Origin of the sequence: Streptomyces hyaluromycini (assembly GCF_002217755.1) — a bacterium.
Taxonomy (GTDB): domain Bacteria; phylum Actinomycetota; class Actinomycetes; order Streptomycetales; family Streptomycetaceae; genus Streptomyces; species Streptomyces hyaluromycini.
The window spans coordinates 18,949-42,081 of record NZ_BCFL01000043.1 but is presented as its reverse complement, the minus strand read 5'-3'; the positions used below and the strand labels follow the sequence as shown (position 1 = coordinate 42,081).

The window sequence follows — 23,133 nt, the reverse complement described above, 5'->3', positions numbered from 1 at the left end:
TCTACGGGCGTAGAAGGAGCAGCTCATGGCCAACGTCGTACGCGCCGCTCTGGTCCAGGCCACCTGGACCGGCGACACCGAGTCCATGGTGGCGAAACACGAGGTGTACGCCCGCGAGGCGGCCCGCCAAGGTGCGAAGATCATCGGATTTCAGGAAGTCTTCAACGCCCCCTACTTCTGCCAGGTCCAGGAACCCGAGCACTACCGCTGGGCCGAGCCGGTTCCGGACGGCCCCACCACCCGCCGTATGCAGGAACTCGCCCGCGAGACCGGCATGGTGATCGTCGTCCCGGTCTTCGAGGTCGAGCAGTCCGGCTTCTACTACAACACCGCTGCCGTGATCGACGCCGACGGCACCGTTCTCGGCAAGTACCGCAAGCACCACATCCCGCAGGTCAAGGGCTTCTGGGAGAAGTACTACTTCAAGCCCGGGAACGCCGGCTGGCCGGTCTTCGACACCGCCGTCGGCAAGGTCGGCGTGTACATCTGCTACGACCGCCACTTCCCGGAGGGCTGGCGGCAACTCGGCCTCAACGGCGCCCAGTTGGTCTACAACCCGTCGGCCACCTCGCGCGGCCTGTCGGCCTACCTGTGGCAGCTGGAGCAGCCGGCCGCCGCCGTCGCCAACGAGTACTTCGTCGCCGCCATCAACCGGGTGGGCCAGGAGGAGTACGGGGACAACGACTTCTACGGGACGAGCTATTTCGTCGATCCACGTGGGCAGTTCGTGGGGGAGGTCGCGAGCGACAAGGGCGAGGAACTCGTCGTCCGCGACCTCGACTTCGATCTGATCGACGAGGTGCGGCAGCAGTGGGCCTTCTACCGCGACCGCCGTCCCGACGCCTACGAAGGGCTGGTACAGCCGTGAACGACCTCTTCGCCCGTCACCGCCAGGTCCTGCCCGACTGGCTGGCCCTCTACTACGACGAGCCCCTCGAAATCACGCATGGCGAGGGCCGGCACGTCTGGGACGCGGAGGGCAATCGCTACCTCGACTTCTTCGGCGGCATCCTCACCACGATGACCGCGCACGCGCTCCCCGAGGTCACGAAGGCGGTGAGCGAGCAGGCCGGCCGGATCATCCACTCCTCGACGCTCTACCTCAACCGCCCCATGGTCGAACTCGCCGAGCGCATCGCCCAGTTGAGCGGCATCCCGGACGCCCGGGTCTTCTTCACCACGTCGGGCACCGAGGCCAACGACACGGCCCTGCTGCTGGCGACGACCTACCGCCGGACGAACACGATCCTGGCGATGCGCAACAGCTACCACGGCCGCTCCTTCAGCGCGGTCGGCATCACCGGCAACAAGGGCTGGTCCCCGACCTCCCTGTCACCGCTCCAGACGCTGTACGTCCACGGCGGCGTCCGCACCCGCGGCCCGTTCGCCGAGCTCAACGACCGGGAGTTCATCGCGGCCTGCGTGGACGACCTGCGCGACCTCCTCGGCCACACCCGCCCCCCGGCCGCGCTGATCGCCGAGCCCATCCAGGGCGTCGGCGGCTTCACCTCCCCGCCCGACGGGCTGTACGCGGCCTTCCGCAAGGTCCTCCAGGAGCAGGGCATCCTCTGGATCGCCGACGAGGTACAGACCGGCTGGGGCCGCACCGGCGAGCACTTCTGGGGCTGGCAGGCACACGGGCAGAGCGGGCCGCCGGACATCCTCACCTTCGCCAAGGGCATCGGCAACGGCATGTCCATCGGTGGCGTGGTGGCCCGCTCCGAGATCATGAACTGCCTCGACTCCAACAGCATCTCGACGTTCGGCGGCACCCAGATCACCATGGCCGCGGGCCTCGCCAACCTGTCGTACCACCTGGAACACGACCTCCAGGGCAACGCCCGCCGCGTCGGCGGACTCCTCATCGAACGCCTCCGCACGGTCGCCGCCCAGCTGCCCGGCGTACGCGAGGTGCGGGGCCGCGGCCTGATGATCGGCGTCGAACTGGTCAAGCCCGGCACGGACGAGGCCGACCCCAAGTCCGCCTCGGCCGTCCTGGAAGCGGCCCGCGAGGGCGGCCTCCTGATCGGCAAGGGCGGCGGCCACAACACCAGCGCGTTGCGCATCGCCCCGCCGTTGTCCTTGACGGTGGCGGAGGCGGAGGAGGGCGCGGCGATCCTGGAACAGGCGCTGCGGAGTGCCTACTAGGAGCTCCGCGGGAAGTGCCGCTGCACGCCGTGTGCCGACTGCGGCGCCGTCGTGGCTGGTCGCGCAGTTCCCCGCGCCCCTAAAAGCAGGCGGCTGCACGACGCCCCTTGAGGGGCGCGGGACTGCATTTGATATGCGGCTACCGCCGCGTGGGCGCGACCAGCCCCCACCGGCCCGCAGTCTCCGAACGCACCGAACCCGACCAAGGGACCACGCAAGATGACCGCCACCTGGGATCCCCCGAACGCCACAGACCCCATACTGTCGGTCCGCCAGATCCTCGCCCTGGAGCGGGTCCTGGCCGGCGACCCCGAGGTGGTCGCCGCCGCCGCCCACCTCGACCGCCCGGTCCGCTGGGTGCACGTCGCCGAGGCCCCCGACGTCGGCGTCATGCTCACCGGCGGAGAAATGGTCCTCACCACCGGCGTCCTGCTCGCCGGCGACGAACACAAACAGGCCGAGTACATCCAGTCCCTGCACCGGTCCGAGGCCGCGGCCGTGGTCCTCGGCCTCGGCCGCGCCTTCCCCTCCCCACCCGACGCCATGCGCCGCGCAGCGGACCGCTGCGGCCTCCCCCTGGTGGTCCTGCACCGCCCCTTCCCGTTCGCCGAACTGACCGAGGAGGTCCAGTCCCGCCTGGTCCGGCGGAAGTTCGCCGCCGTCAGCCTCTCCGAGTCGGTCCGCACCGCCCTCACCGGCCTCATCACGGCCGGCGCCCCCCTCCAGCGGCTCCTCGACGAAGTCGCCGTGCACAGCGGCTGCCCGGTCGTCGTCACCAACCTCGCGCACCGGGTCCTCGCCACCGCGGGGGAGCGCTCGGCGGTGGACGACGTGCTGCGCGACTGGGAGCGCATAGCGCGCCAGGCCGGTGGCGGCACCGGCGACGGCTGGACCCGCGCCGAACTGGGCGGCCGAGGCGAGCGCTGGGGCCAGATCATGCTCTGCGGCTACCGCGGCGACACCGCCACCGGCCGGCTGCTCGCCGACCGCGCGGCCGAGGCCCTCGTCCTGCACCGCATGCTCGGCGGCGGCTCCGCCCACACCTGGGAGGAGCAGTCCGCGCAGAGCCTGCTGACCGACCTGGTCTCCGGGGTCGTACCGGCACGGCAACTGCTGCCCAGGGCCCGGGCGGCCGGTCTCCCGGTCAACCGGCGGACCTTCGTCCCGCTCGTCGTACGGGACTCCGAACCGGCCCAGCTGGAGCGGATCCTGCGGCTGCTGGGCCTGCCCGGACTCGTCGCCGAACTCACCGAGCGCACCACCGCCGTGCTCCTCAGCCTCGCCCGCGACCAGGACGCCGACGCCCTCGCCGCGCACTTCGCCGCCCGGCTGCACGGCGAGTCGGCGGGGCCCCGGGCGGTGGTCGCCGCCGCGGGCGCCCGTACCGTCTGGGACGACGTGCCCGTCGGCCTGCGCGAGGCCCAGCACGTCGCCGACGCGGTCGCCGACACCACCGCCGCCCTCGACCTCCCGGCCGTCGTACGCCTCAAGGACGTCCACCTGCGCGGCCTGATCCGGCTGCTGCGCGACGACCCGCAGGTGCAGTCCTTCGCCGAGCGCGAGCTGGACGGACTGCTCTGCGGTACCGGCAGCGACCAGGACCTCCTTGGCGTCCTGCGGACCTACCTCGCCACCGGCCGCAACAAGTCCCGTACCGCCCAGCTCCACCACGTCTCCCGGCCGGCGCTGTACCGCCGCCTGGAGGCGATACAGACCCGGCTCGGCGTCGACCTCGACGACTTCGAGCAGGCGGCCTCCGTGCACATCGCACTCCTCGCGCACGACGCGCAACAGCAGTGAAACCTGTGACGACCTGGGAAAACGGCGGTGAAACATGGGCCAACGGCAGCGTGACACGGTGGCACGCCGGACGCCCGCAGACGTGACACGATGGCACTCAAAGCCCGCTTTCGGACTTTCTAGGCTCCTCGCACATCGAGCGACACACGCCCGAGCGACCGGAGGTCCCGATGAGCCGAGTGATTCGTGCCGCCCTCTTCCAGACCGCCTGGACCGGCGACAAGGAATCGATGATCCAGGTCCACGAGCAGGCGGCCCGCGACGCGGCCGCGCAGGGCGCCCAGGTCCTGTGCTTCCAGGAGCTGTTCTACGGACCCTACTTCTGCCAGGTCCAGGACAAGGCCTTCTACGAGTACGCCGAACAGGTCCCGAAGGGCCCGATCGTCCAGCGTTTCCAGGCCCTCGCCCGCGAACTGGGCCTGGTCCTGATCCTGCCGGTGTACGAGGAGGAGCAGCCCGGCGTCCTCTACAACACCGCCGCCGTGATCGACGCCGACGGCTCGTACCTCGGCAAGTACCGCAAGCACCACATCCCCCAGGTCCCCGGATTCTGGGAGAAGTTCTACTTCCGTCCGGGAAACGCTGGCTGGCCGATCTTCGAGACGGCCGTCGGCAAGATCGGCGTCTACATCTGCTACGACCGCCACTTCCCGGAAGGCTGGCGGGCGTTGGGCCTCGGCGGTGCCGAGATCGTCTTCAACCCGTCGGCCACCTCGCGCGGACTCTCCCGCTACCTCTGGCAGTTGGAGCAGCCGGCGGCGGCCGTCGCCAACGAGTACTTCGTCGGCGCGATCAACCGGGTCGGCGTGGAGGACCTGGGCGACAACGACTTCTACGGGACCTCCTACTTCGTGGACCCGGAGGGCCAGTTCGTCGGCGAGGTGGCCTCCGACAAGGAGACCGAACTCGTCGTCCGCGACCTGGACCTGGCCAAGCTCCGCGAGGTCCGCGACCGCTGGCAGTTCTTCCGCGACCGCCGCCCGGACGCGTACGGCCCGCTGACGGCTCCGTAAAAGCAGACGGCGCCACTCGCGCCCCAAAGGGGCGCGGGGAACTGCGCGACCAGCCACGTCGGACCCGCACGTGACCACGAACGAGAGGACCCCATGACCGGCCGGACAGTAATCCGTGGCGGACTCGTCATCACCGCGTCCGACGAGATCCACGCCGACGTCCTGATCGAGGACGGCCGCATCGCCGCCCTCGCGGCGACCGGCACCCCCGCCGCCGAGGCCTTCACCGCCGAGCGGACCATCGACGCCACCGGCAAGTACGTCATCCCGGGCGGTGTCGACGCCCACACCCACATGGAGCTGCCGTTCGGCGGCACCTTCGCCTCCGACACCTTCGAGACCGGCACCCGCGCCGCCGCCTGGGGCGGCACGACCACCATCGTCGACTTCGCCGTGCAGAGCGTCGGCCACAGCCTGCGCGAGGGCCTGGACACCTGGCACGCCAAGGCCGAGGGCAACTGCGCGATCGACTACGGCTTCCACATGATCGTCTCCGATGTGAACCAGGAGACGCTCAAGGAGATGGACCTGCTGGTCGAGGAGGGGGTGACCTCCTTCAAGCAGTTCATGGCCTACCCGGGCGTCTTCTACTCCGACGACGGCCAGATCCTGCGCGCCATGCAGCGCTCCGCCGAGAACGGCGGCCTGATCATGATGCACGCCGAGAACGGCATCGCCATCGACGTGCTGGTGGAGCAGGCGCTGGCGCGCGGGGAGACCGACCCCCGCTACCACGGCGAGGTCCGCAAGGCGCTCCTCGAAGCCGAGGCCACCCACCGGGCCATCAAGCTCGCCCAGGTGGCCGGCGCCCCCCTCTACGTCGTGCACGTCTCGGCGATGGAGGCGGTCGCCGAGCTGGCCCGGGCCAGGGACGAGGGGCTCCCGGTCTTCGGCGAGACCTGCCCCCAGTACCTCTTCCTGTCGACGGACAACCTCGCCGAGCCCGACTTCGAGGGCTCGAAGTACGTGTGCAGCACGCCGCTGCGCCCCAAGGAGCACCAGGCCAAGCTCTGGCAGGGCCTCAGGACCAACGACCTCCAGGTCGTCTCCACCGACCACTGCCCCTTCTGCTTCGTCGGCCAGAAGGAACTCGGCCGCGGCGACTTCTCGAAGATCCCCAACGGCCTGCCCGGCGTCGAGAACCGGATGGACCTGCTGCACCAGGCCGTCGTCGACGGGCACATCTCGCGCCGCCGCTGGATCGAGATCGCCTGCGCCACCCCGGCCCGGATGTTCGGCATGTACCCGAAGAAGGGCACCATCACCCCGGGTGCCGACGCGGACGTCGTCATCTACGACCCCCATGCGGAGCAGGTCGTCTCCGCCGAGACCCACCACATGAACGTCGACTACTCGGCGTACGAGGGCAAGCGCCTGACCGGCCGGGTCGAGACGGTCCTCTCGCGCGGCGAACCCGTCATCACCGAGCGGGAGTACACCGGACACGCCGGGCACGGCGTCTACACCCCGCGCTCCACCTGTCAGTACCTCAACTAGGAGTGGCGCCCATGGACTTCGGACTCGTCCTGCAGACCGACCCGCCCGCTTCCAAAGTCATCAGCCTGATGAAACGGGCCGAACGCAACGGCTTCCGCTACGGCTGGACCTTCGACTCGGCCGTGCTCTGGCAGGAACCGTTCGTGATCTACAGTCAGATTCTCGCCAACACCAGCAAGTTGACGGTCGGGCCGATGGTCACCAACCCGGGCACCCGCACCTGGGAGGTCACCGCCTCCACCTTCGCCACCCTCAACGACATGTTCGGCAACCGCACGGTCTGCGGCATCGGCCGCGGCGACTCCGCGATGCGGGTGGCCGGCCGCAAGCCCAACACCCTCGCCCGGATCAGCGAGGCCATGAAGGTCATCCGCGCCCTCGGCAGCGGCGGCGAGGCCGACCTCGGCGGTACCGTCATCAGGTTTCCCTGGGTCAAACCGGGCGCCCAACTCCCCGTCTGGATGGCCGCGTACGGCCCGAAGGCCCTGAAGATGACCGGTGAGGAGGCCGACGGGTTCATCCTGCAGCTCTCCGATCTCTACCTCACCGAGTACATGGTCAAGGCGGTGAAGGACGCGGCCGCGGCCGCCGGACGCGACCCGTCCGAGGTCAAGATCTGCGTCGCCGCCCCCGCCTACGTCACCGAGGACGACTCGCCCGAGGCCCTCGCCCACGCCCGCGACCAGTGCCGCTGGTTCGGCGGCATGGTCGGCAACCACGTCGCCGACCTGGTCGCCAAGTACGGCGAGCACTCCGCCGCCGTACCCGACGAACTCACCGACTACATCAAGGCCCGCCAGGGGTACGACTACTCGCACCACGGTCGCAGCGGCAACCCCGACACCGAGTTCGTACCCGACGAGATCGTCGACCGCTTCTGCGTCATCGGCTCGGCGGACAAGCACATCGAGAAGCTGAACGCCCTGCGCGAACTGGGCGTCGACCAGTTCGCCGTCTACGACATGCACGACGCTCAGGAGGCCACCATCGACGCGTACGGGACGAAGGTCATCCCGGCCGTCAACGGCTAGCCCGCTCCTGACAGTTGGTCTCCCCCTTCCCGCCGTCCCGGGAAGGGGGTCAGGGCGCCGCCCCACACGCGTACCCCCCGCCCCGCCCGCCCGCACGGCCTTTCCCGTCCCACCTCACCCCGATTGGCCTGCCCATGACCGACACCGCTCCCTCGGCCATACCCATCTACGGTCAAGTCTCCCTCCCCGACGGGCGCGTCGAGCTCACCCCGGGCTCCCCGCCGCCGAGCGGTCCGTACGCCAACGAGGACCTGCTGCCGGTCCCCGTCGAAAAGCGCACCTGGACCACGTACAACTTCTCCGCGCTCTGGGTCGGCATGGCCCACAACACGGCCTCCTGGACCCTCGCCTCCGGGCTCATCGCGGTCGGCATGGACTGGAAACAGGCCGTGTTCACCATCGCCCTCGCCAACCTGATCGTCCTCGTGCCGATGCTGCTCACCGGACACGCCGGACCCAAGTACGGCATCCCCTTCCCGGTCTTCGCCCGCGCCTCCTTCGGCGTGCGCGGCGCCAACCTCCCCGCCGTCGTACGGGCGTTGGTGGCCTGCGGCTGGTTCGGCATCCAGACCTGGATCGGCGGCGAGGCCATCTACTTCCTGGCCGGCAAGCTGATCGGCGACAGCTGGGCGAACGCCTCGCACATCGGCGGCTACGCCTGGACCATGTGGCTGTCGTTCGCGCTCTTCTGGGTGCTCCAGGTCGCGATCATCTACCGGGGCATGGACACCATCCGCCGCTTCGAGAACTGGGCCGCGCCCTTCGTGATCGTCGGCGCCGTCGTGATGCTGATCTGGATGAGCAACAAGGCCGGCGGCCTCGGCCCGCTCTTCGACCAGCCCTCCAAGCTCGGCTGGGGCGGCGGCTTCTGGAAGATCTTCTGGCCGTCCCTGATGGGCATGATCGGCTTCTGGTCGACGCTGTCGCTGAACATCCCCGACTTCACCCGGTACGGCAAGAGCCAGAAGGCGCAGACCTGGGGCCAGGCCCTCGGCCTGCCCACCACCATGACCCTCTTCGCCTTCCTCTCCGTCCTGGTGACCTCCGGCTCGCAGGCCGTCTACGGGCAGCCCATCTGGGACCCGGTCCAGCTGGCCGCGAAGACGGACAACGTGGTCGGCCTGCTCTACGCCCTGGTCACCGTCCTCGTCGCGACGCTCTCCGTGAACATCGCGGCCAACCTGGTCTCGCCCGCCTTCGACTTCTCCAACATCGCGCCCCGGAAGATCAGTTTCCGCACCGGCGCCCTGGCCACCTGCGTCCTCGGCGTGCTGATCTTCCCGTGGAAGCTCTACTCCGACCCGCAGGGCTACATCTTCACCTGGCTCGGCCTGGTCGGCGGTCTGCTCGGCACGGTCGCCGGCATCCTCATCGCCGACTACTGGATCCTGCGCCGCACCCGCCTCGACCTGACCGACCTGTACCGCACGGGCGGCCGTTACTGGTACGACGGCGGCTGGAACTGGCGGGCGGTCGTCGCCTTCCTCGTCGGCGGCATTCTCGCGATCGGCGGCGCCAGCTTCAAACCGCTGATCGACGGCCGCCCCATCCCGGCGCTGTCCTCGCTCGCCGACTACGGCTGGGCGGTCGGCCTCGGCACGTCCCTGGTGCTGTACCTGGGGCTGACCCAGCTGGTGCGGCCCAAGGAGGCGTGAGAAGGAGGCGTGCGCACGAAGGGCGGCCAGTGCGGCTACTGGCTGCCCTTCAGCGCGGTCACCGCGCTCTTCGCCGCCTGGATGGCACCCTTGTTGATCACGTCGGTGCTGGGCGCCTTCTTGGACTCGAAGTCGCTGCCGTTGTAGGTGACAACCACCAGCGCGTTGGAGACCTGGGCCATCACCACGCCCTCGCGGGTCTGCTGTTTGTCCTCGGTGGTGAGGTTCACGACCGAGTAGCCGCTGTCGCCGAGCCCCGGCACCGCCCCGCCGCCGCTCTTCTCGGCGACCCGGTCCTTGTACTCCTTCGCGGCCGCCGCGTCCGTGTCCATGATCTCGAAGGAGACGTCGAGCCAGCGGTAGTCGTACCCCTTGAGCGCGTTCCAGGAGCAGGTGCGGCGCAGCTTGGTGTCCGTGGAGGGGATCTCCTTGCCGGCCGTCTTCGCGCCGGGCACCAGGGACTTGATGGTGGCGACGGGGATGCTCCCGCAGGGGGCGGGGGCGGCGGAGTACGTCTTGGTGGCAGCCGTCGACGCCGAGGACGTCGACGGGGCGTCGCTCCCCGACTGGCCGGCCGTCTGCTGGGCCGAGGTGTCACCGGAGGTGCCGGCGGACGTCGTCGTGTCCGGGCCCGACGCCATCACCCAGCCCGCACAGGCGAGCACGGCGACCGGCGTGAGGCGCGCGGTGAGGGCGAGCGGCAGTGGAAGAGAACGCAAGTCGCACTTCTCGCTGGGGGACGGTGTGCGGAGGAGTCCGCACTGCGGACGGGACGCCAGTTTCACACGAGTCCCTGTGGGGCGGAAGTGGAATCCGTGCCTTGCCTGTGGGCCGGACGCGGCGCCCTGTTGACATCGGCCGCGGCCCGTCCCCCTACATCCGGAATGTCGCGCGTCCACGGTCCCTGTACATCCGGAATGTCGTGACTGCATCCGGCCTTCGAGGGTGACGGGGGTCACCGTCGCGCCGGTCCGGTGTCTCAGGCGCGCCGCGAGTTGCCGAACAGCAGCCGGTAGCCGATCAGCAGGACCAGGGAGCCGGCGATCGCGGCGCCCCAGGTGTAGAGGTCGAAGAAGTGGTTCTGCACCGGCCGGTCGAGGAAGCGGGAGGAGAGCCAGCCGCCCACGAAGGCGCCCGCGATGCCGATGAGGGTGGTGCCGATCAGGCCGCCCGGGTCGCGGCCGGGCAGCAGGACCTTGGCGATGGCTCCGGCGAGGAGACCCAGGACGATCCAGCCGATGATGCCCACGTTCGTTGTCCTCCAGTGCGAGTGCTGCGTGTGCCGCGGTACGGGTGCCGCTCCGCTGAGTTGCGTTGTTGCGCAAGCTTATGAACGGCGATGGCCGCCGGCCACGCCTGACGTCGAGCCGTCGATGATCTGTCACCCGCTCATGACAATGCGGGGAACACGTGGCGGACATTGCGGGGAGGCCGTGTTGGGAGCGGTGACCGCACGCCTACACTGAGTGGGCGTCTGTGCGGCGACTGTGATGGGAGGGAGCGGGCTGTGGGGGAGGACATCGGGGGCTTCACGGACCCCTCCGACGGGGTGCTGACGGAGGCGGCCGCGGTGTTCGGGCTGCTCGCCTCGCCGGCCCGGCTGCACATCATGTGGGCGCTCTCCCAGGGTGAGAGCGACGTCACGCGCCTTGCCGACCGGGTCGGCGGCGCCCTGCCGGCGGTCAGCCAGCACCTGGCCAAGCTCAAGCTGGCCGGTCTGGTGCGGTCCCGGCGGGAGGGCCGGCGGCAGGTCTACTACGTGGACGATCCGGACATCGTGACCGTGGTGCGGGTGACCGTCGGGCAGTTGACCGCACGCTCCCACCAGGCCCCGGTGCCGGTGCGGCGGTTGTACGAGGCCGGCGTCTGACCGCGCGGACACACAGCGGTGCGCGAGGGCCGACGGTGCGTGTGTCCCGGAGGTTTCATGAGATCCCTCACCTGTGAATTCGGGTGGGGTCTGTGCTGTCGGGGCTGTGGGTTTGTTAGATTGCGCAATCACGCAACCCAAGAGGGCCCACCTCGCGGCGGCCCGTATCCCGCCGCGCACGCCCGACCGTACCCGCAGACGGACCCGACCGTTCATGGGAGTGGAAGATGACCGACCCGTGGGACGGCCCGGGAGGCCAGGCCACGCGCAACCGCACCGACCGGGTGCCCGGACAGCGTGGAGCCCTGCCCGACGGGACGCGGCCGACCGGCGGCCGTGCCGCCGCCCGGCAAGCGGCCAAGACCCGCGGCGGCAGCCGGTCCCGGCGGGCCAAGCCGGCCGGCCGCGGCAAGCGGGTCCTGAAGATCGTCGGCCTGGTCACGGCCGTCCTGGTGCTGGTCACGGCCGGCGCGGGCTGGTGGTTCTACCAGCACCTCAACGGCAACATCAACAGCGTCTCCCTCGACGGCAAGGGCGGCACCGAGAAGGCCGACGCCTTCGGCCGGACCCCGATCAACATCCTGGTGATCGGCTCGGACGCCCGTACCAGCACGACCGACTGCAAGCTCGGCGGCGGCTGCAAGGAGACCGGGGTACAGAGCGGCAACGGCAACGCGGACGTGGAGATGGTCGTCCACATATCCGCCGACCGCTCCAACGCCACGGTCATGAGCATCCCGCGTGACACCATGGTCGACGTCCCGGCCTGCAAGGACACCGAGAACAACACCTCCACGTCGGGCTACTACGGCCAGGTCAACAGCGCCCTCCAGTACGGGCCCGCCTGCCAGGTCGACACCATCCACCAGCTCACCGGCATCCCCATCGACCACTTCGTCAAGCTGGACTTCTCCGGCGTGGTCAAGATGTCCGACGCGGTCGGCGGTGTCTCCGTATGCGTCAACTCCAACGTGTACGACACCTACTCGCACCTGAAGCTGTCCAAGGGCACCCACACCCTCAAGGGCGAGGCCGCGCTGGAGTTCGTCCGCTCCCGGCACGGTTTCGGCGACGGCAGCGACCTCGGCCGTACCGTCTCCCAGCACATCTTCCTCAGCGCGATGATCCGCAAGTTCAAGAGCGCGGGCACCCTCACCGACCCCACCGCCGTATACAGCCTGGCGGACGCGGCCACCAAGGCGCTCACCGTGGACGACGGCCTCGGCAGCGTCAAGAAGCTGATCTCGCTCGCGGCCGACGTGAACAAGGTCCCCACCAAGCGGATGACCTTCACCACCATGCAGACCGCGCCCGACCCGAACAACAGCAACCGCGTGGTGGTCGGCGAGGGCGCCAAGGACCTGTTCGCCACCATGGCCAACGACCAGTCGCTGACCACCAGCTCGGGCAAGAAGTCGTCGGCGGCCTCGGCGACCGCGAGCGCGAAGCCGACGCCCACCGCGACCGTCCCCGCGTCCCAGATCGCCGTGACCGTCGAGAACGGCACCGACATCACGGGCCGCGCCTCCGCCATCGCGAACTCCCTGATCTCGCAGGGCTTCAGCACCGGCACGAGCACGGCCAACGCCCCGAACTCCGCGACCACGACCACCCTGACCTACGGCAGCGGCGACAAGGCCGAGGCGCAGACCGTCGCCAAGGCCCTGGACCTGCCCAGCTCGCACCTCAAGTCGGGCAGCGGCACCGGCGTCACCCTGGTGATCGGCAGCGACTGGTCGACCGGCACCTCCTTCCCGGCGAGCGCCGGCGACACCAAGGCGGCCGTCGCCAACGCCAACGCCTCGACCGCCAGCGACTCCAAGACCTGCGCCAAGGTCAGCCAGTACAAGACGGTCAGCCTCAACGGGATCGCGATGACACCGGCCCAGGCGTACGCGGCGGCGACCAGCAAGCCCGACTCGGACAAGTGACGGGGCGGAGGCGAGCCCCGGGACGGGGTTCGCCTCGCCACGGCCGTGAAAGCATGTAACCGCCAGACACCTGGCCCGGCCGTGCGCACAGCGAGGTGACAGATGCAGTTCACCACCCGTCCCACCCTCCAGGGCACCTTCGGCATGGTGTCGTCCACGCACTGGCTGGCCTCCCAGTCGGCGATGGCCGTCCTGGAGAACGGCGGCAACGCGTACGACGCGGCCGTCGCCGGCGCCTTCGTCCTGCACGTGGTCGAGCCGCACCTCAACGGGCCGGCCGGCGAGGTGCCGATCCTGCTCGCCCCGGCCGGCGGCGAGGTGCGGGTGCTGTGCGGACAGGGTGTGGCCCCGGCCGGCGCCACTGTCGCCCACTACCGGGGGCTCGGCCTGGACCTCGTCCCCGGCACCGGACCGCTGGCCGCGGCCGTCCCCGGTGCCTTCGACGCCTGGCTGCTCCTGCTGCGCGACCACGGCACCAAGCCGCTGGACGAGATCCTGGCGTACGCCATCGGCTACGCCGAGCACGGGCACCCGCCCGTGGAGAACGTGGGCGCGACGGTGGAGAGCGTCCGCAAGCTGTTCGAGACCGAGTGGACCTCCTCGGCCGAGCTCTACCTGCCCGGCGGCCGGGCACCCCGCCCCGGCGAGCTCTTCCGCAACCCCGCCCTCGCCGCCACCTGGAAACGGCTGCTCGCCGAGACCGCGGGCGCCGGGGACCGGGAGGCCCGCATCGACGCGGCCCGCGAGGTGTGGCGCACCGGCTTCATCGCCGAGGCGCTGGTACGGCAGGCCGCCCGCCCCACCCTGGACACCAGCGGCACCCGGCACACCGGCACCCTGACCGCCGCCGACCTGGCCGCCTGGTCCGCGAGCTACGAGAGCCCGGTGTCGTACGACTGGAACGGCTGGACCGTGTGCAAGGCGGGCCCCTGGAGCCAGGGCCCGGCTCTCCTCCAGCAGCTCGCCCTGCTGCCGCCCGAACTGCCCGCCTACGGGTCGGCCGACTACGTCCACCTCCTGGTCGAGGGCTGCAAGCTCGCCATGGCCGATCGCGAGGCCTGGTACGGGGACGCGGCCGAGGTGCCGCTGGCGGACCTGCTCTCGCAGACGTACAACGCCGGGCGGCGGGACCTGATCGGCGCCAAGGCCTCCGACGAGCTGCGGCCGGGCGGCCCCGGCGGACGCGTGCCCCGGCTGCCCGGGTACGCGCGCGTGGAGGCCGACAAGGGCGCCGCCTTCGACCCGCTGGGCGCCGGTGAGCCGACCGTCGCACAGGTCGCCGCCGACGGCGGCACCCGGGGCGACACCTGCCACCTGGACGTCGTCGACCGCTGGGGCAACATGGTCGCGGCCACGCCCAGCGGCGGCTGGCTCCAGTCCAACCCCGTCGTCCCCGAGCTGGGCTTCCCGCTGGGCACCCGGCTCCAGATGGCCTGGCTGGAGGAGGGCCTGCCCAACTCCCTCACGCCCGGGCGGCGCCCCCGCACCACCCTCACCCCGTCGATCGCCCTGCGCGACGGCGTCCCGGTGCTGGCCTTCGGCACGCCCGGCGGCGACCAGCAGGACCAGTGGCAGCTGCACTTCTTCCTGGCCGTCGCGCTGCGCGGCGAGGTCCGCGGCGGCCTCGACCTCCAGGGCGCGATCGACGCCCCGAACTGGCACAACGACAGCTTCCCCAGCTCCTTCCACCCGCGCGGCCGCCGCCCCGGCAGCCTGACCGTCGAGTCGCGCACGGACCCGGAGACCGTGGCGGAGCTGCGGCGGCGCGGCCACGACGTGACGGTCGGGCCGGGCTGGTCGGAGGGGCGGCTGTGCGCGGTGGCGCGGGACCCGGAGACGGGGGTGCTGTCGGCGGCGGCCAACCCGCGCGGGATGCAGGGCTACGCGGTGGGACGCTGACGCCGACGCGCTGACCTGCGACGTCCGTCGAGGGCCCGCTGAGCGCCGGCACCGCCTGTTCGTCCGCATTCCATGCGCCGTACATCCAACCCGTGGGGATTATTGTCAGCGGCGCGTGCTCTCATGGAGGCATGATCGAAGCAACGGAGACCATCGACGAGTTTCTCCTCCAGCACGCCGGTGACGTCGAGGACGCCGTCCGCAAGGCCGCCCGGACCGAGATCCTGCCCCGCTGGCGCCGGCTCGCCGACCACGAGGTCGACCAGAAGAGCGGCCCGCACGACCTGGTGACGGACGCCGACCGGCTCGCCGAGCGGTACCTCACCGCGGAGCTCGGGGCCCTCCTGCCCGGCTCCGTCGTGGTCGGCGAGGAGGCGGTGCACGCCGACCCGGAGACGTACGACGCGCTCCAGGGCGACGCGCCGGTGTGGATCGTCGACCCGGTCGACGGCACCCGCCAGTTCGTGCGCGGCGAGGACGGCTTCTGCACGCTGGTGGCGCTCGCCCACCGGGGCGTCCTGCTCGCCTCCTGGACCTACGCCCCGGCCCGCGAGCAACTCGCCACCGCGGCAAGGGGGAAGGGCGCCTTCCTCGACGGCGAGCGGCTGCTCGCCGGTGCCCCCGAGGCGGGCCGTGACCTCCGCATAGCCACCTCCCACCCGGACTACACGACCGACGCGCAAAAGCGCGCGCTGTTCCCGCTGTGGACCGACGGCGTCGCCCCGCGTGCCTGCGGTTCGGCGGGCCTGGAGTATCTCGCCGTCGCCCGGGGCGAGTTGGACGGCGTCGCGTTCAGTTGGGAGGCTGCGTGGGACCACGCGGCCGGGCTGCTGCTGGTCGAGGAGGCGGGCGGCGTCCACCTCACACTGGCCGGCGAGCCGTTCCGGATCACGGGTGACAACGTCCTGCCGTTCACCGCGGCCCGGGACGCCGCCACCGCCCACCGGATCGTGGACCTGCTGCTGAACCCGCACTGGTAACCCGAGCGAGGGGAGTGTCAGTCCCCCGGCATATCCTGAACCCGAGTGGCCATCGGCTGACGAAGGGGTCCGAAGGTGCCGTCGATGCTCGATGCGGTCGTGGTGGGGGCGGGGCCGAACGGCCTGACGGCCGCCGTGGAGCTGGCCCGGCGCGGCTTCTCCGTGGCGCTCTTCGAGGCACGGGACACCGTGGGCGGCGGCGCCCGCACCGAGGAGCTCACACTCCCCGGCTTCCGGCACGACCCGTGCTCCGCGGCCCACCCGCTCGGCATCAACTCGCCGGCGTTCCGCGCCCTGCCCCTGGAGCGGTACGGCCTGGAGTGGCTGCACGCGGACCTGCCGATGGCGCACCCGTTCCCCGACGGCCGCGCGGCCGTGCTGGCCCGTTCCGTCGCCGAGACCGCGGCCTCCTTCGGACCGCGTGACGCGGGCACCTACCGCAGGCTGGTGGAGCCGTTCCTGCCCAAGTGGGACACCCTGGTCCGGGACTTCATGTCCCTGCCGCTGACCGCGCTGCCACGCGACCCGGTCACCCTCGCCCGGTTCGGCCTGGCCGGACTGCCGCCCGCCACCCTGCTGCTGCGCCGCTTCCACGACGAGCGGGCCCGCACCCTCTTCGCCGGACTCGTCGCCCACGTCATGGCCCCGCTCAGCGGCTTCGCCACCGGCGCCGTCGGCCTGGTCTTCGCGCTCGCCGCGCACGCCCGCGGCTGGCCGGTGGCGCGGGGCGGCTCCCAGGCCATCTCCGACGCCCTCGCCGCGTATCTCACGGATCTCGGCGGCGCGATCCACACCGACTACGAGGTCAAGCGCCTCGACGACCTGCCGCCCGCGCGGTCGTACATCTTCGACACCTCGCCCACCGCCCTGGCCCGCATCGCCGGCTTCGGCACCTACTACCAGGGCTACCGCTACGGCCCGGGCGTCTTCAAGATCGACTACGCGCTGGACGGGCCGGTCCCCTGGACGGCGCCGGAGGCCCGCCGCGCCGGGACCGTGCAGATCGGCGCGGACAGCGCGGAGATCGGCACCGCCCTGCGCGCCGCCTCCCGCGAGGGCCGCGCCCCCGACCGGCCGTTCATGATCACGGTGCAGCCGAGTGTCGTGGACCCGAGCCGAGCCCCTGACGGCAAGCAGGTGTTCTGGGCCTACGCCCATGTGCCCAGCGGCTGGACCGGCGACCTCACCGAGGTGATGGAGCGTCAACTGGAGCGCTTCGCCCCGGGGTTCCGCGACCGCGTGCTGGCCCGCGCCACCGCCGGCCCCGCCGAACTCGCCGCCCGCAACGCCAACTACGTCGGCGGCGACATCGGCACCGGAGCCGTCTCCGGCCTGCAGATCATGCTGCGCCCCAAGCTGTCCCTGTTCCCGTACGGCACCCCGCACCCGGCCGTCTTCATCTGCTCGTCCGCCACCCCGCCGGGACCGGGCGTGCACGGCATGTCGGGGCACAACGCGGCGAAGGCCGTGTGGAGGAGGTTGCGACAGTCATGACCCGTATCACCCTCGTCCAGGGCGACATCACCCGGCAGAGCGTCGACGCCATCGTCAACGCGGCCAACTCCTCCCTGCTCGGCGGCGGAGGCGTCGACGGCGCCATCCACCGCCGCGGCGGCCCCGCCATCCTCGCGGACTGCCGCAAGCTGCGCGCCTCCCACTACGGCAAGGGCCTGCCCACCGGACAGGCCGTCGCCACCACGGCCGGCGACCTCGACGCCCAGTGGGTCATCCACACCGTCGGCCCCGTCCACTCCCCGAGCCTGGACCGCTCCGAGCTGCTCGCCTCCTGCTACCGCGAGTCCCTCAAGCGCGCCGACGAACTCGGCGCCCGCACGGTGGCGTTCCCCGCCATCTCCACCGGGATCTACGGCTGGCCGATGGACGACGGCGCCCGGATCGCCGTCGAGACCGTCCGGGACGCGGACACGGCCGTCGAGGAGGTGCGGTTCGTGCTCTTCGACGAGCGTGCCTACGAGGCGTTCGCCCGGCAGCTGCCCTGACAGCACGGCACGGCACGGGGTGCCGTCGCACCGCCCGCCCCGCACCCTGGACGGCAGGGAAAGGAGCAGGCGATGCCGACCAGCGGGCGGAGGCCGCGCAGCGGGTCCCGGTTCGGCGTGTCCCGGTGGCGCGAGCGGACCGCACGCCTGGTCGCCGCCGCGAAGGCCGCGCACCGGCGGGCGGAGACCCGGTTCCCCGTCGTCACGCACCTCGCGGAACGCATGGTGTCCGTGAACATCTTCGACACCGCCACCCGCCTGGCCGCCCAGTGCTTCCTGACCGCCGTTCCGCTGCTCTTCGTCTTCGCCGCCTACGCCCCGCCGGTCGTCCGTGACCAGCTGCTCCGCTCCATGCGCTCGGTGTTCGGACTGACCGGCCCGGTCGACACCGGAGTCCAGCAGCTGATGCAGCCCCCGAACGAGAGCCTGCGGCAGACCACCGGCGTGGTCGGCGGACTCATGGTGCTGATCTCGGCCACCGCCGTCAGCCGGGCCGTGCAACGGCTGTGCCAACGCGCCTGGGCGATCCCCCGCGGCGGCATCCGGGTCGCCCCCTGGCGCTGGGTGGCCTGGCTCGCCCTGTGGATCGGTGCCCTGCTCCTGCAGGGCACCCTGCACAACGGCCTCGGCCTGGGCGTCTGGCTGGGCATCCCGGTCACCCTCGTCTGCCAGACCGGCCTGTGGTGGTGGACGCAGCACCTGCTCCTCGGCGGCCGGATCGCCTGGCGACCCCTGCTGCCCGGCGCCCTGCTCACGGCGGCCGCCCTCACCGCCCTGACCGGGACCGCCCGGCTGTACCTGCCGCGCACGCTCGACCGCACCGTGGCCGAGTACGGCTCGGTGGGCTCGGTGTTCGTGCTCCTGTCCTGGCTGATCGTGGTCTGCCTGGCCGCCACCGTCAGCGTCAGCACCGGAGCGGTCCTCGCCCAGGAGCCGTTCCTCGCCACCCGCCTCGGCAGCCCACCGCCCGGCCGGGACCCGGAGGCGCGGACGTCCTGACGCCGGGGCGTGGGGTGCCGGGGTGCCGGGACGGCCGGATGCCGGGGCGGCGGGCTGCCGGGATACCGGGATGGCGGGGCGCCGGGGCGGCGTGGATGCCGGGATGCCGGGGCGGCCGCCGGTGCCGAGGGACGGCCGCCGGCCACCGAGGGACCGGCGACGGGCCGTAGGCCCCACCACGCGCCCTGCGCGGCGGCGCCGACGCTGGGATCCTGATCGGGTGGAGTGCCGACCACGGCCGACCGGACCCGGGAGGTGATCTCTGTGGCCGCGAGGGACGACAGCACACGGGGGCCGGCCGTCGGGTACGCCGATCCACTGGGGGAGCCGTTTCTGCGCACCCGGTTCGCCGTGCCGGCCAGACCCGCCACCTTCGTCCGCAGACCCAGGCTGACCGCACACCTCGACCAGGCCCTCGACACCCCGCTGACCATGGTCAACGGCGCCGCCGGAGCCGGCAAGACCCTCCTCGTCGCCGACTGGGCGGCCGGGCTCGGCCAACCGGTCGCCTGGCTCACCAACGAGGCGGGCGACCAGGGACCCGGCATGTTCTGGGCCTATGTGCTGCACGCCCTGCACACCGCCGGAACCCCGCTGCCCGCCGGAATCGGCGGCTCTCCCGAGGGCATCCGCATGGTGGACCACCGGCTGCTGGCCCGCCTCGCCGACGAACTGAACGGACGCGACCGGCCCGCGATCCTCGTCCTCGACGAGTTCGACCGGCTGGCCGCCCCGGAGACCGCCGAGCAGCTGGAATTCGTCCTCCACCACGCCGGACGGGGACTGCGGCTGATCCTCGTCACCCGCACCGAACCCCTGCTGCCCCTGCACCGCTACCGGGCCGCGGCGGCCATGACCGAGATCAGGAACCAGGAGCTGGCCTTCACCCCCGAGGAGGCGGCCGACCTGCTGGCCCGGCACGGCCTGCGGCTGCCTGCCCACGCCGCCCGCGCCCTGGTGGAGCGCACCGGGGGCTGGGCGGCCGGACTGCGCCTGAGCGCCCTGGCCGCCCAGCAGAGCACGGACCCGGAGACGTACCTGAAGGAGTTCGAGGCCGGCCACAGCACCATCGCCGACTTCCTCCTCGCCGAGGTGGTCGGACGGCAGCCGCCCGAGACGCAGGACCTGCTGCTGCGCGTCAGCGTCCTGGACCGGTTCGGCCCCGAGCTGGCGGAGGCGCTGACGGGCCGCCCGGACGCCGGGCCGCTGCTGGCCGGGCTGTGCCGGCAGAACGCCTTCGTCGAGGACCTCGGACACTCCTGGTACCGGCTGCATCCGCTGTTCGGGGAGATCCTCGGGGTCCACCTGCGGGCGCGCTCCCCGGGGCTCGAACCCGAACTGCACCGGCGCGCCGCCCGGTGGCTGCGGGCCCACGGCGCGGTGCCCGACGCACTGGCCCACGGCGCGGCGGCCGCCGACTGGGAGTGCACCGCCGGCATCCTCGTCGACGACCTGGCGATCGGCCGGCTCCTCACCGGTCTGCGCGCCGACGACCTCACCCGGCTGTTCTCCGGGATGGGCCCGGAGGCCACCGGAGCGGCCGTGGACCTGGTGCGCGCGGCCCGCGCGCTGTCCGAGCACGATCTCGACCACGGCCTGGCCCACCTCGGCCGCGCCGAGGAGAGCCTGCCCCCCGGTGCGACCACCGCCGCCGGCCGGCTGAGCTGCGTGCTCCTGGAATCCCTCGCGGCCAGGCTGACCGGTTCCCCGGACCGCGCCGAGCAGGCGGTGTCCGAGGCCGCGCGACTGCGCCGCGAGGTGCCGGCCCACCTCCTCGCCAGGCATCCCGAGCTCACCGCCCTGCTCCAGACCCATCTGGGCTCGGCCCGGGTGTGGGCCGGGCACTTCGACGAGGCGCGCGCCGCCCTGACCGAGGTGGCCGACCTGCCCGGTGACGCCGTGACCGAACTGCCCCGGGAGGACTGTCTCGGGCACCTGGCCCTGATCGACTACTTCGACGGCCGGCCCGACCGCGCGGAGAGCCGGGCCCTGGCCGCGACGGACGCGACACGGCACTGCGGCGGACGCCCGTTCCCCGGCGCCGGGCTCGGACAGCTGGTGCTGGCCGCCGTGGCCGTCGACCGCGACGAGTTGGGTCGGGCCCGGGCCCTGCTGGCCGAGGCCGCCGAGTACGGCCCCGGCCCCGGCGTGCCCGACCCGGTGACCGAGGCGTACCGCGCCCTGGTGACGGGCCGGCTGCACCTCGCCCTCGGCGACCCGGCCGCCGCCGCGCACGCGGCCGACCCGGCCGTACGGACGCAGGTGACCTCGCCCTGGGCCGAGGCCAACGCGGCCCTGGCCGCCGCGGCCGTCCTGCTCGCCGAGGGCCGGCCAGGCCGGGCCGCCGAGGTGCTGGACGGGATCGAGCGCCCCGGCGGACCCGTGTGCGCCGCGGAAGTCGCGTGGGCACGGCTCGCCGCCGGCCACCGTGAGGAAGCCGTCGAGACGGCCGGGCGGCTGTGCACGGAAGGCCGGACCGGCCTCGGGGTCACGGTCCGGGCCACCCTGGTGCGGGCCCGCGCCGCGGCCGAGGCGGGGGACGCCGGCACCGCCCGCAAGCTCCTCGCCAGAGCCCTCCTGGAGGCACGCCGGGACCGGCTGCGACGTCCGTTCCTCGACGCCGGGCCGGGGATCCGCCGCCTCCTGGACACCCCGCCGCTGCACGGCCTGGCCGCGGGCTGGCTGTACGGCGACGGCCCCGGCGCCGACTCCCCGCCGCTGCTCGTCGAGGAGCTGAGCGGCCGTGAGCGCGAGGTGCTCGGCCGGCTGGCGCAGATGATGTCCACGCAGGAGATCGCCGCCGATCTGTACGTCTCCGTGAACACGGTGAAGACGCACCTCAAGAGCATCTACCGGAAACTCGGCGTGGGCCGGCGCGGTGACGCGGTGCGCCGGGCCCGCGAGCGCGGACTGCTGTGACCGCTGCCGGCACCGGCCCCCGGTTCACCTGCGCCGGGTGAGGCCGGCGGGTGGCCGGGGGAGGCAGGATCACCGGACAGACCGCAGCAGACCCGCGGCGGGAGACGGCTCATGCGCTACGAGATCCGCGTCGAAGGGACCATGTCGGAGACGCTGACCCGGGCCTTCCCGGAGATGGAACACGTGACGATGTCCGGCGAGACGGTCCTGTTCGGCCCCGTCGTCGACGAGGCGCATCTGTACGGCCTTCTGAACCGCTGCCTGTCGCTGGGGCTGCGGGTCGTGGAGATGCGGCGCCTGCCGGAGTGACCGGGGCGCGGTCGCGGGAGCGGCGCACGATCACCCGCACCGGGTGAGGAACCCCGGCGCCCGCCGTGCGCACGCTGGGACGGCAGGGCGCGGCCGACCGGCCGGCGCCGTGGACGGAGGACGTACATGAGCGCGCAGACCTACCTCGCATACGACTATCCGCTGCTGAGCGCCTTCTGGACGATGCTGTGGCTCTTCCTGTGGATCATGTGGCTCGTCCTGCTGTTCCGGATCATCGTGGACATCTTCCGCGACGACTCGATGGGCGGCTGGGCCAAGGCCGGCTGGCTGGCCCTCTGCATCGTGGTCCCCTTCCTGGGCGTCCTCGTCTACGTGATCGCCCGCGGCAAGGGCATGGGACAGCGGGAGATCGCCCAGGCCCGCGACCAGCAGAAGGCGTTCGAGTCGTACATCCGGCAGACCGCGCAGGGCGGCCCCGGGCAGACCAGCAGCGTCGACGAACTGGCCAAGCTCTCCGAGATGAAGTCCCGCGGTGACATCTCGGACGAGGAGTTCCGCAAGGCCAAGGCACTCGTCCTGAGCGACTACGGGCCGGCCGAGCGCTCCGGCTCGGTGCCCACCGCCCACGGGCGCTGAGCACCCCCTCCGAGAACGAATCGAGGCAGCCCTATGACCGCCACACATCCCGCGCACCACCCGCACCAGCACACCGCCAAGATGGCGTGGGCCGGAGGACTGACCGCCTTCGCCGCCGTCATGCTCCTGATCGCCGGCCTGCTCGCGGTGTTCCGGGGCATCATGGCGATCGCCCAGGACGACGTCTTCGTGGCGACCCCCAACTACGTGTTCAAGTTCGACCTCACCAGCTGGGGCTGGATCCATCTGGTCCTGGGCGTGATCGCCGTGGTCGTCAGCATCGGCCTCTTCCAGCCGGCCGCGTGGGCACGCGGCGCCGGTGTGGCCATCGCCGCGCTGGTGATCATCGCCAACTTCCTGTCCCTGCCGTACTACCCGGTCTGGTCCGTGGTGATGATCGCGCTGTCCGGGTTCATCATCTGGGCGCTGTGCGTGGCGCGCGGCGACGACTCGGCGGAAACGGGCACGGACCTGGGCTGACGGCC

Annotated in this window: 20 protein-coding genes; 18 read left to right on the top strand and 2 right to left on the bottom strand. The window is 71.9% G+C overall.

What is annotated here, in order from left to right; all coding sequences use genetic code 11:
• Nucleotides 1-25 precede the first annotated feature (25 nt).
• The 7 genes from SSP29_RS50225 (at nucleotide 26) to SSP29_RS50195 (ending at nucleotide 9,144) form a co-directional block, all read left to right on the top strand.
• On the top strand, nucleotides 26-868 hold the full coding sequence (locus SSP29_RS50225; protein ID WP_089107727.1) for a nitrilase-related carbon-nitrogen hydrolase: 843 nt from the start codon (nucleotides 26-28) through the stop codon (nucleotides 866-868).
• On the top strand, nucleotides 865-2,148 hold the full coding sequence (locus SSP29_RS50220; RefSeq protein ID WP_089107726.1) for an aspartate aminotransferase family protein: 1,284 nt from the start codon (nucleotides 865-867) through the stop codon (nucleotides 2,146-2,148). The genes SSP29_RS50225 and SSP29_RS50220 overlap by 4 nt, the downstream gene beginning before the upstream one ends.
• A gap of 219 nt (nucleotides 2,149-2,367) precedes the next feature.
• On the top strand, nucleotides 2,368-3,948 hold the full coding sequence (locus tag SSP29_RS50215; protein WP_089107725.1) for a PucR family transcriptional regulator: 1,581 nt from the start codon (nucleotides 2,368-2,370) through the stop codon (nucleotides 3,946-3,948).
• 170 nt (nucleotides 3,949-4,118) lie between these two features.
• Entirely contained in the window at nucleotides 4,119-4,961 is an 843-nt protein-coding gene (locus SSP29_RS50210; RefSeq protein ID WP_089107724.1) for a nitrilase-related carbon-nitrogen hydrolase, read from the top strand.
• 93 nt (nucleotides 4,962-5,054) lie between these two features.
• On the top strand, nucleotides 5,055-6,458 hold the full coding sequence (gene hydA, locus SSP29_RS50205; RefSeq protein ID WP_089107723.1) for a dihydropyrimidinase: 1,404 nt from the start codon (nucleotides 5,055-5,057) through the stop codon (nucleotides 6,456-6,458).
• Between the two features lie 11 nt (nucleotides 6,459-6,469).
• Nucleotides 6,470-7,489 (top strand): TIGR03842 family LLM class F420-dependent oxidoreductase, encoded by a 1,020-nt coding sequence (locus tag SSP29_RS50200; protein ID WP_089107722.1) that lies wholly within the window; start codon nucleotides 6,470-6,472, stop codon nucleotides 7,487-7,489.
• 134 nt (nucleotides 7,490-7,623) lie between these two features.
• Nucleotides 7,624-9,144, top strand: coding sequence for an NCS1 family nucleobase:cation symporter-1 (locus SSP29_RS50195; RefSeq protein WP_089107721.1), 1,521 nt, complete (start codon nucleotides 7,624-7,626; stop codon nucleotides 9,142-9,144).
• Between the two features lie 35 nt (nucleotides 9,145-9,179).
• On the opposite strand, the gene SSP29_RS50190 is transcribed toward SSP29_RS50195, so the two are convergent.
• Nucleotides 9,180-9,863, bottom strand: coding sequence for a hypothetical protein (locus SSP29_RS50190; RefSeq protein ID WP_089107744.1), 684 nt, complete (start codon nucleotides 9,861-9,863; stop codon nucleotides 9,180-9,182).
• A gap of 260 nt (nucleotides 9,864-10,123) precedes the next feature.
• Nucleotides 10,124-10,393: a GlsB/YeaQ/YmgE family stress response membrane protein gene (locus SSP29_RS50185; RefSeq protein WP_089107720.1), complete on the bottom strand. Its 270-nt coding sequence runs from the start codon at nucleotides 10,391-10,393 to the stop codon at nucleotides 10,124-10,126.
• Nucleotides 10,394-10,651: 258 nt separating this feature from the next.
• On the opposite strand from SSP29_RS50185, the gene SSP29_RS50180 reads away from it, so the two are divergent.
• The 11 genes from SSP29_RS50180 (at nucleotide 10,652) to SSP29_RS50130 (ending at nucleotide 23,128) form a co-directional block, all read left to right on the top strand.
• Nucleotides 10,652-11,014 (top strand): ArsR/SmtB family transcription factor, encoded by a 363-nt coding sequence (locus SSP29_RS50180; protein ID WP_089107719.1) that lies wholly within the window; start codon nucleotides 10,652-10,654, stop codon nucleotides 11,012-11,014.
• Nucleotides 11,015-11,241: 227 nt separating this feature from the next.
• The gene (locus tag SSP29_RS50175) at nucleotides 11,242-12,945 is read left to right on the top strand and encodes an LCP family protein (protein WP_150136515.1); all 1,704 of its coding nucleotides are present in this window, start codon (nucleotides 11,242-11,244) and stop codon (nucleotides 12,943-12,945) included.
• A 102-nt stretch (nucleotides 12,946-13,047) separates the two neighbouring features.
• Nucleotides 13,048-14,844, top strand: a complete 1,797-nt coding sequence (locus SSP29_RS50170) for a gamma-glutamyltransferase family protein (RefSeq protein ID WP_089107718.1) — start codon at nucleotides 13,048-13,050, stop codon at nucleotides 14,842-14,844.
• A 131-nt stretch (nucleotides 14,845-14,975) separates the two neighbouring features.
• Nucleotides 14,976-15,824 (top strand): inositol monophosphatase family protein, encoded by an 849-nt coding sequence (locus SSP29_RS50165; protein WP_089107717.1) that lies wholly within the window; start codon nucleotides 14,976-14,978, stop codon nucleotides 15,822-15,824.
• 84 nt (nucleotides 15,825-15,908) lie between these two features.
• On the top strand, nucleotides 15,909-17,318 hold the full coding sequence (locus tag SSP29_RS50160) for a phytoene desaturase family protein (protein WP_089107716.1): 1,410 nt from the start codon (nucleotides 15,909-15,911) through the stop codon (nucleotides 17,316-17,318).
• Nucleotides 17,315-17,824 (top strand): O-acetyl-ADP-ribose deacetylase, encoded by a 510-nt coding sequence (locus SSP29_RS50155; protein WP_089107715.1) that lies wholly within the window; start codon nucleotides 17,315-17,317, stop codon nucleotides 17,822-17,824. Before SSP29_RS50160 ends, SSP29_RS50155 begins: the two co-directional genes overlap by 4 nt.
• 72 nt (nucleotides 17,825-17,896) lie before the next feature.
• Nucleotides 17,897-18,823 carry a YhjD/YihY/BrkB family envelope integrity protein gene (locus SSP29_RS50150; protein WP_089107714.1) on the top strand — a complete coding sequence of 309 codons (927 nt, stop codon included), beginning with the start codon at nucleotides 17,897-17,899 and terminating at the stop codon, nucleotides 18,821-18,823.
• Nucleotides 18,824-19,087: 264 nt separating this feature from the next.
• Nucleotides 19,088-21,742, top strand: a complete 2,655-nt coding sequence (locus SSP29_RS50145) for a winged helix-turn-helix domain-containing protein (protein WP_150136514.1) — start codon at nucleotides 19,088-19,090, stop codon at nucleotides 21,740-21,742.
• Between the two features lie 111 nt (nucleotides 21,743-21,853).
• A complete protein-coding gene (locus SSP29_RS50140) occupies nucleotides 21,854-22,051 on the top strand; it encodes a DUF8691 family protein (RefSeq protein WP_089107713.1) in 198 nt (65 codons plus the stop codon).
• 126 nt (nucleotides 22,052-22,177) lie between these two features.
• The gene (locus SSP29_RS50135) at nucleotides 22,178-22,648 is read left to right on the top strand and encodes an SHOCT domain-containing protein (RefSeq protein ID WP_089107712.1); all 471 of its coding nucleotides are present in this window, start codon (nucleotides 22,178-22,180) and stop codon (nucleotides 22,646-22,648) included.
• A gap of 33 nt (nucleotides 22,649-22,681) precedes the next feature.
• A complete protein-coding gene (locus SSP29_RS50130) occupies nucleotides 22,682-23,128 on the top strand; it encodes a DUF7144 family membrane protein (RefSeq protein ID WP_089107711.1) in 447 nt (148 codons plus the stop codon).
• Nucleotides 23,129-23,133: the final 5 nt, after the last annotated feature.